At 66.5% G+C, this 8,217-nt stretch carries 11 protein-coding genes; 8 read left to right on the top strand and 3 right to left on the bottom strand.

Annotation, left to right across the window (positions count from 1 at the left end; genetic code table 11):
• Positions 1-96: 96 nt before the first annotated feature.
• Positions 97-459, bottom strand: coding sequence for a response regulator (locus J1N50_RS14625; protein WP_215354938.1), 363 nt, complete (start codon positions 457-459; stop codon positions 97-99).
• A gap of 89 nt (positions 460-548) precedes the next feature.
• Here J1N50_RS14625 and J1N50_RS14620 point away from each other — a divergent pair, with 89 nt between their 5' ends.
• The 4 genes from J1N50_RS14620 to J1N50_RS14605 are packed head-to-tail and all read left to right on the top strand — an operon-like array spanning position 549 to position 3,094.
• Positions 549-821, top strand: coding sequence for a DUF3572 family protein (locus tag J1N50_RS14620; protein ID WP_215354935.1), 273 nt, complete (start codon positions 549-551; stop codon positions 819-821).
• Positions 818-1,459 (top strand): HAD family hydrolase, encoded by a 642-nt coding sequence (locus tag J1N50_RS14615; RefSeq protein WP_215354933.1) that lies wholly within the window; start codon positions 818-820, stop codon positions 1,457-1,459. Before J1N50_RS14620 ends, J1N50_RS14615 begins: the two co-directional genes overlap by 4 nt.
• A 10-nt stretch (positions 1,460-1,469) precedes the next feature.
• Positions 1,470-1,937, top strand: a complete 468-nt coding sequence (locus tag J1N50_RS14610) for a RidA family protein (protein ID WP_215354930.1) — start codon at positions 1,470-1,472, stop codon at positions 1,935-1,937.
• Between the two features lie 8 nt (positions 1,938-1,945).
• Positions 1,946-3,094, top strand: coding sequence for a GNAT family N-acetyltransferase (locus tag J1N50_RS14605; RefSeq protein ID WP_215354928.1), 1,149 nt, complete (start codon positions 1,946-1,948; stop codon positions 3,092-3,094).
• Positions 3,095-3,138: 44 nt separating this feature from the next.
• On the opposite strand, the gene J1N50_RS14600 is transcribed toward J1N50_RS14605, so the two are convergent.
• Both J1N50_RS14600 and panC read right to left on the bottom strand, forming a co-directional pair.
• Positions 3,139-3,453 (bottom strand): hypothetical protein, encoded by a 315-nt coding sequence (locus J1N50_RS14600; protein ID WP_058457490.1) that lies wholly within the window; start codon positions 3,451-3,453, stop codon positions 3,139-3,141.
• A 139-nt stretch (positions 3,454-3,592) separates the two neighbouring features.
• Complete coding sequence (gene panC, locus J1N50_RS14595; RefSeq protein WP_215354927.1) at positions 3,593-4,432, bottom strand: pantoate--beta-alanine ligase; 840 nt, start codon at positions 4,430-4,432, stop codon at positions 3,593-3,595.
• A 96-nt stretch (positions 4,433-4,528) separates the two neighbouring features.
• Here panC and J1N50_RS14590 point away from each other — a divergent pair, with 96 nt between their 5' ends.
• The 4 genes from J1N50_RS14590 (at position 4,529) to ykgO (ending at position 8,147) form a co-directional block, all read left to right on the top strand.
• On the top strand, positions 4,529-5,338 hold the full coding sequence (locus J1N50_RS14590; protein ID WP_425516950.1) for a division plane positioning ATPase MipZ: 810 nt from the start codon (positions 4,529-4,531) through the stop codon (positions 5,336-5,338).
• A gap of 100 nt (positions 5,339-5,438) precedes the next feature.
• Positions 5,439-6,251, top strand: a complete 813-nt coding sequence (gene lptB, locus J1N50_RS14585) for an LPS export ABC transporter ATP-binding protein (protein ID WP_215354922.1) — start codon at positions 5,439-5,441, stop codon at positions 6,249-6,251.
• 139 nt (positions 6,252-6,390) lie between these two features.
• Positions 6,391-7,851 carry an RNA polymerase factor sigma-54 gene (gene rpoN / locus J1N50_RS14580; RefSeq protein ID WP_215354920.1) on the top strand — a complete coding sequence of 487 codons (1,461 nt, stop codon included), beginning with the start codon at positions 6,391-6,393 and terminating at the stop codon, positions 7,849-7,851.
• Between the two features lie 170 nt (positions 7,852-8,021).
• On the top strand, positions 8,022-8,147 hold the full coding sequence (ykgO, locus tag J1N50_RS14575; protein WP_003046794.1) for a type B 50S ribosomal protein L36: 126 nt from the start codon (positions 8,022-8,024) through the stop codon (positions 8,145-8,147).
• Positions 8,148-8,217 lie beyond the last annotated feature (70 nt).

The raw sequence follows: 8,217 nt of genomic DNA, 5'->3' as shown, positions 1-8,217 counted from the left end.
CCGGCGCAGCGCCGAAGGAAACGGCGGACCATGGACCCTGAAACAAGTTCAGGGTGACGATGAAAGATAGGTCCAATTCCGGTCGAAACCGGTCGCTCAGGCAAACGCCCCCACGCTTTCGATGAACTTGATCACCGAAATCGGCTTGGACACATAGGCCTCGGCGCCCGCGGCCTTGATCTGCTCCTCGTCGCCCTTCCCGGCATAGGCGGTGACCGCCATGATCGGAACCGCGCGCAAGGCCGCGTCGGTCTTCATCTGCCCGATGAGCTCGAGTCCCGAGACATGCGGCAACTGGATGTCCATGATGATGAGGTCGGGCGACACCTCGCGCGCCTTTTCCAGCGCGTCGCGCCCGTCGCGCACCGGATGCGCGCTGTAGCCATGGGCGTTGAGCAGGTCGCAGAACAGGCGGAGGTTCAGCTCATTATCCTCGACGACCAGGATGGTCTTGCCCATGTCTCTTCCGTTCCCCACCTTGTACCCGCGGCCGGTTTAGGCGAATCGGCCGCGCGACTCAATTGCCTCGCGCGGAAGGGAAATTTGGCTTGTTCGAAGACGATGCGGCGCTCGCGCTCCACGCGCTTGGCTGGATAGTGAGCGACGAGCCGCGCGCCGAACGGCTGCTCGCGATGACCGGGCTCGATCCCGATGGCCTGCGCGCCTCGCTCGGGGACCGCGCGACGCTCGCAGCGATCCTGTCCTTCCTCATCGCCCATGAGGCCGATCTGATCGCCTGCGCCGCGGCGCTCGACGTCAAACCCGAAGCGCTGGCGGCCGCCGCTGCGCGGCTCGAAGGAAACCAGAGGATGGACGCATGACCCGCCCGCTCGTCATTACCGATTGCGACGAGGTGCTGATGCACATGGTCGTCCCCTTCGCGCAGTGGGTCGACGAAGAGCATGGCGTGATCTTTCGGATGGAGGACACGAGTTTCGCCAATGCGCTGAAGCGCAAGGAATGCGGGACGCCCCTCGAGGCGGCCGAGGTCTGGCCGCTGCTCGACGGGTTTTTCCGTACCGAAATGGGGCGCCAGACGCCGATCCCCGGGGCGCTCGAGGCGATGGCGGCAATCGCTGGGCACGCCGACATCGTTGTCCTGACCAATGTCGGCCCCGATCATCAGCAGACGCGCGCCGACCAGCTCGCGGCGCTGGGCCTCGCCGCGCCGGTGATCGGCAGCCGCGGCGGCAAGGGCGAGCCGGTGCGGCGCCTGATCGACGAGCGCGAGCCGAGCGTTGCGATCTTCATCGACGACCTCGCCAACCATCACATGTCGGTCGCAGCCGAGGCGCCGCAGGTCTGGCGGCTGCATATGGTCGGCGAACCCGCGATTGCGGACAAGGTGCCCCCCGCCCGCCATGCGCACGCAAGGATTGATGGCTGGACGGCGGCGCTGGAGTGGATATTGGCGCGGCTTGCCGAGAATATCCCGGCGCCCGATCCCGAACTGGTATAAAGGAACCATCATGCCCGACGTCACCGCCAAGCTCGCCGAACTCGGCCTCGAACTGCCGAAACCGGCCGCGCCGGTCGCCGCCTATGTCCCCGTCGTCGAGCAGGGCGGGTTGCTCCATATCTCGGGCCAGCTTCCGTTCCGCGACGGACAGGTCGTGACCGGCCGCCTCGGCGCCGACATGGACGAGGCGACGGGTTATGACGCCGCGCGCCGCTGCGCGCTGATGCTGGTGGCGCAGATCGGCAACGCCGTCGGCGGCGACTGGTCGCGCGTCGAAAAGATCGTCAAGCTGGGCGTGTTCGTGAACAGCGATCCCGGCTTTACCGCGCAGCCCAAAGTCGCGAACGGTGCATCGGAACTGATGGAGTCGGTGTTCGGCGAAGCCGGCCGCCATGCCCGCAGCGCGGTCGGTGTCGCGGTGCTGCCGCTCGGCGCGGCGGTCGAGGTCGACGCGATCGTCGCTGTGAAACCGGCATAAGGACTCCGGTGGCCGAAGCCGACCCGCCAGCCCGAACCATCTCGCTCGGCACCGGCGTCGCCGCAGTCGACGCGGCGGCATGGGATGCGTTGGCGGGCGGCGGCAATCCGTTCGTCAGCCATGCTTTCCTGGCGCTGCTCGAAGAATCGGGCAGCGTCGGACCCGGCACCGGCTGGCAGGCCGCGCCGATTCTGGTCGAGGATGCGGGCCGCGCACTCGTCGGCGCCGCCCCCGCCTATCTCAAGTCGCACAGCCAGGGCGAATATGTCTTCGACCACGCCTGGGCCGACGCGTGGGCGCGCGCGGGCGGCGACTATTATCCGAAACTCCAGATCGCGGCGCCCTTCACCCCCGTTCCGGGCCCGCGCCTGCTGGCACAGGACGACGAAACCGCGCTGCTTCTGATCCGCGGCGCGGAGGCGGTCGTGCGCCAGAACGGTCTCTCGTCGGCGCACGCAACCTTCGTCGCGCCCGAACAGATGCCGGTCTTCGAGCAAGCGGGCTGGCTGGTCCGGCGCGATATCCAGTTTCATTTCGCCAATGCGGGCTATGGCAGCTTCGACGATTTCCTCGCCACGCTGACCTCGCAGAAGCGCAAACAGCTCCGCAAGGAACGGGCGCGGGCGTCGCAAGGCCTGCGCATCGAGGATTTGACCGGCGATGCGATCCGCCCCGGGCATTGGGAGGCGATGTGGGCCTTTTACCAGGACACCGGCGCCCGCAAATGGGGCCACCCCTACCTCACGCGCGCGGCGTTCGACCTGCTCGGCGCGCGGATGGCCGACCGGATCATCCTGTCGATCGCCTATGACGGCGAGGCGCCGGTCGCGGGAGCAATGCATTTCGTCGGCGCCGACACGCTTTACGGACGCTACTGGGGCTGTGTCCGCGACATCCCCTATCTGCATTTCGAACTATGCTATTATCGCGCGATCGATATCGCGATCGCGCGCGGTCTCGCGCGGGTCGAGGCGGGCGCACAGGGCGGGCACAAGCTCGCGCGCGGCTATGGTCCCGTCGCGACCTGGTCGGCGCATTTCATTGCCGATCCGGGCTTTCGCCGCGCGGTCGCGGATTACCTCGAACAGGAACGCCGCGCCGAGGAATCCGAGATGGAATGGCTTGAAGGGCACACGCCGTTCAAGCGTTCTGTGTGACTTCGTCAGAGCGGGCTGGTGCCGCATCCGCGTTAGCGGAGCGATTAAGCTGCGAAGCGGCGGGCGGCGGGACGGCGGGCCGTTTCGTCGAGCCAGGCGCGCGCCTGGCGCTGCGCCTCGGCGATTTCGTCGCGGCTCATTTCGCTCGACACGTCGGCGCGGCACTGCTGGCCTTCGCGGCTGCCGCCAAGCGCGGCCAGGTTGAACCATTTATGCGCCTGGATCAGGTCGACATCGACTCCGCCGCTGCCGGTCGAGAAGGCGATCCCGAGGTCGAAATAGGCATTGGCGTCGCCGCGCGCCGCATCGAGCAGCCGGCTTTCGATCAGATATTGGGCAGACTTCAGACTGTTCGCCATGATAACCCCCTGTCGTCTCCACCCCACGGAGACCTCGGGGCCCAAGTTTGCGGCTTATGGTCAACAAAGCGTTAACGGTCGCGGCAGTTTTTTGTGGATAGCTGCGAAAGCCAGCAGAGATGCGGGGATTTTTCCGCGATCAGCCGACGGCAAGATTGTCGATCAGGCGCGTTTTCCCGATCCGCGCCGCCGCGAGCAGGCGGGCGGGCTCGCTGAACTCGGTCAATCTTTCGAGGCTGTCGGCGTCGGCGAGCGCGACATAATCGACGCTGTCGAAGCCGCCTTTGACGATGTCCGCCTCGGCCTTCGCCAGCGCATCGGCGACGTCGGCGCCGCCGACGATGGCCTTCGCGGCGGCCTTCAGCGCGTTCGGAAAGGCGGTCGCCGCCTTGCGCTCGGCCGCCGAGAGATAGGCGTTGCGCGACGACAGCGCGAGCCCGTCCTTGTCGCGCGCGATCGGCGCGCCCAAAATGTCGAGCGCGAAATCGAGGTCGCGCGCCATGCGGCGGATGATCGCGAGCTGCTGCCAGTCCTTCTCGCCGAAAATCGCGATGTCGGGACGGACCTGGTTGAACAGCTTGGCGACGACGGTCGCGACGCCGTCGAAATGGCCGGGCCGCGCCGCGCCGCAATAATCGGCGCCGAGCTCGGCGACCTCGATATGCGTCGAATGGCCGGCCGGGTACATGACCCCGACATCGGGCGCCCAGAGCAGCGCGACGCCCTCCTCGACCAGCAGCGCGGCATCCTTCGCCTCGTCGCGCGGATAGGCGGCATAATCCTCGTTCGGGCCGAATTGCGTCGGGTTGACGAAGATCGACACGACGACATGGTCGGCGACGCGCTTTGCCATGCGGACGAGCGAGAGATGGCCCTCGTGCAGGGCGCCCATGGTGGGCACCAGCGCGACGCTTTTGCGTCCCTGCTTCAGCGCATCGACCGCGCGGTGGAGCGTCGCAATGTCACGGATGATTTGCACGGCCGCCCGCCCTCCGATATTGGCGGCCCAACTGCCACCCCAAGCGGCTGCCATGCGCCGCCAACAGGAAAATCGCAACGCCCCATGTCGACGAACGTGACGAAGCCCGCCCCGCACCGCATCATCTTCGCCAACGAGAAGGGCGGCACCGGCAAGTCGACCTGCGCGGTGCATTTCGCGGTCGCGCTGGCGAGCCAGGGCTGGCGCGTCGCCGGGATCGACCTCGACCCCCGCCAGCGCACCTTCCACCGCTATCTCGAAAATCGCCAGAACACCGCGAAGCGCCGCGACATCGAACTGCCGACGCCGCGGTTCGAGGTGTTCGAGGGGACGACGATCGAGGAACTCGACGCACAGGTCGAGCGATTGACGGGTGACATCGACTATTTCGTCGCCGACACCCCCGGCCGCGACGATGTTTTCGCGCGCCACCTCGCGACGAGCGCCGACACGCTGGTGACGCCGATCAACGACAGCTTCATCGATTTCGACCTGATCGGGCAGGTCGATCCCGAGACGTTCCAGGTCACGCGGCCGAGCTTTTATTCGGAACTCATCTGGGACGCGCGCAAGGCGCGCGCGAAGACCGACGGGCGGACGATCGACTGGATCATCCTGCGCAACCGCCTGCAGCACGTCGACGCACACAATATGCGCCGCGTCGGCGAGGCGCTGACCCAGCTGTCGCGCCGCGTCGGTTTTCGGGTCATTCCGGGGCTCGGCGAACGCGTCATCTATCGCGAGCTTTTCCCCGCCGGCCTCACGCTGCTCGACAAGGCGCATCTGGGCGGCATGGGCATCGGCCATGTCGTCGCGCGGCAGGAGTTGCGCGAGGCGATGGCGGGGCTCAACCTGCCCGAGCGCGAGCGGCTGCACCCCGACGGCGACCTGTTCGCTGCCGCCTGATTTGCTGCGCTCGCGCACCCCTGCAATAATCTTGCCAGATTGACCACGGGCGCGTCGCTGGGGTAACGCCGCACGGGGGCTAGAACGGACCAAGCTGCGTATGACCGACGAATTCACGACAGGCACGCTGGCAAGCGACGATCATGGCGTCGCCGAGCACAAGGCGCATGTCCGCGAGGATGCCGTCGCAGGCAACGGCCTGGCCGTCATCTCGATCGCCAAAAGCTACGACAAGCGCGTCGTGCTGTCGGATGTCTCGCTTTCGGTCGCGAAGGGCGAGGTCGTCGGCCTGCTCGGCCCGAACGGCGCGGGCAAGACGACCTGCTTCTATTCGATCATGGGGCTGGTGAAGCCCGACGCCGGACGCATCATGCTCGACGGGTCGGACATCACCGCGCTGCCGATGTACCGGCGCGCGATCCTCGGGCTCGGCTATCTGCCGCAGGAAACCTCGATCTTCCGCGGGATGACGGTGGCGCAGAATATCGAAGCCGTTCTCGAACTTGCCGAACCCGACAAGGTGTCGCGCGAACGGCGGCTCGAGGAGCTGCTCGACGAATTCGGTTTGGCGCGGCTGCGCGATTCGTCCGCGATGGCGCTGTCGGGCGGCGAACGCCGCCGCGCCGAAATCGCCCGCGCGCTCGCCGCAAACCCGTCGATCATCCTGCTCGACGAACCCTTCGCGGGCATCGATCCCCTGTCGATCAGCGACATCCGCGACCTCGTCGCGGACCTCAAGACGCGCGGCATCGGCGTGCTGATCACCGACCATAATGTGCGCGAGACGCTCGACCTCGTCGACCGCGCCGCGATCATCTACGACGGCAAGGTGCTGCTTGCCGGGTCGCCGGCCGAACTGGTCGCTGACCCCGAGGTGCGGCGACTGTATCTGGGCGAAGGCTTCTCTCTGTGAGCATGTCGCATAGTCGAAAATGGTTCGTGTTCCCCCGCGCAGGCGGGGGTCCATCTCCGGACGGCGCCACGTCGAACCGGCAGGAGATGGGTCCCCGCCTGCGCGGGGACACACGGATATTCTGATGCAATAGTCGCCGATGGCGTTGGGTCCGCGCCTCGATTTACGCCAGTCGCAATCGCTGGTGATGACGCCGCAGCTGCAGCAGGCGATCAAGCTGCTTGCGCTGTCGAACCTCGAACTCGAAGCCTATCTGGCCGAGGCGCTCGAGGGCAATCCGCTGCTCGATGCGGCATCGGGCGACCGCGACGACCCCGGCGGCGACGACCCCGGCGAGGAAGCCCCTGTCGCCGCCGTATCGGGCGAGACCGACACCGATCGGGCCCTGTCCTCCGACGCGGGCACCGCCGACGATCTCGACGTCGATTTCAACGAGGAGCGGTTTCATCACGACAGCGCGAGCGATTCGGTCGGGCTGTCGGGCGCCGGCGAGGATATCGATTTCGACAGCTTCGCCGAGCATGACGGCACGCTCCACGATCATCTGATGGCGCAGGTCGGCGAGCGGTTCGACGGAATCGAGGCGATCGTCGCGGGGCAGCTTGTCGCGCTGATCGACGAGGCGGGCTACCTGCGCGCCGACCTCTCCGAACTTGCCGCGCAGCTCGGCGTACCGCTGGCGCTGATCGAGGAGGTGCTGGCGGGCATCCAGCTGTTCGATCCGTCGGGCGTCGGCGCGCGCGATCTGGCCGAGTGCATCGCGATCCAGGCGCGCGAGGCCGACCGTTACGATCCCGCGATGGCCACCATGATCGCGCACCTCGACCTCGTCGCCAAAGGCGCCTTCCCGCAATTGAAGCGCATCTGCGGCGTCGATGACGAGGATCTCGCCGACATGATTCGCGAGCTGCGCGGTTACGATCCAAAGCCCGGCCTGAAATTCGGCGGCGAGGGCGCACAGGCGGTGGTGCCCGACCTGTATGTGCGCCAGACGGCCAAGGGCTGGGCGGTCGAGGTCAACAGCGGCACCCTGCCGCGGCTGCTCGTCAACCGCCGCTATTATGCCGAGCTGGCGCAGGGCGCGGCGGCGAAGAGCAAGGCGTGGCTCTCCGAACAGCTTGCAGGCGCCAACTGGCTCGTCCGCGCGCTCGACCAGCGCCAGCGCACGATCGTCAAGGTCGCGAGCGCGATCGTGAAGCAACAGGAGGGGTTCTTCCTCCACGGCGTCGCGCATATGCGCCCGCTGACCCTGCGCCAGGTCGCCGAGGAGATCGGCATGCACGAATCGACCGTCAGCCGGGTGACGAGCAACAAATATCTGAGCTGCGCGCGCGGGCTGTTCGAACTTAAATATTTCTTTTCCTCGGGGATTTCGGCGGTCGAGGGCGACGGCGCGGTGTCGGCCGAGGCGGTGAAGAGCCGGATCAAGGCGATGATCGAGGGTGAGGATCCCAAGGCGATCCTCTCCGACGAGACGATCGCGCAGAAATTGTCGGCCGAAGGGCACGACATCGCGCGGCGGACCGTGGTCAAATATCGCGAGGCGATGGGTTATGGCTCGTCGGTGCAGCGGCGACGGCAAAAGGCGCTGGCGGGATAATTCTCTCCTCGTCACCCCGGACTTGATCCGGGGTCCACGACTCGGTGCTATATGGATCCCGGATCAAGTCCGGGATGACGAAAAAGGGGCGGCAGGCGGTTGACTTTTTCCGCCCTTCCCCATAGTTGCGCCGCTTCGCGTCAACACGCCAAGATTTACGGACAGAGATCATGAAGATTCGCAACAGCCTGAAGTCGCTGAAGGACCGCCACCGGGATAACCGCGTTATCCGTCGCCGTGGCCGCACCTATGTGATCAACAAGACCAACCGCCGCTTCAAGGCGCGCCAGGGCTAATCACCCTGTCGGGACATATGTCCCGCGCGCACAGCCAAGCCAGCGTAACGCCGTCGGATGCTTCCGGCGG

It is taken from the genome of Sphingopyxis soli (assembly GCF_018682675.1).
GTDB classification, from domain to species: Bacteria; Pseudomonadota; Alphaproteobacteria; order Sphingomonadales; family Sphingomonadaceae; genus Sphingopyxis; species Sphingopyxis soli.
The sequence above is the reverse complement of the archived record's forward strand: the minus strand, read 5'-3'. Positions and strand labels throughout refer to the sequence as shown.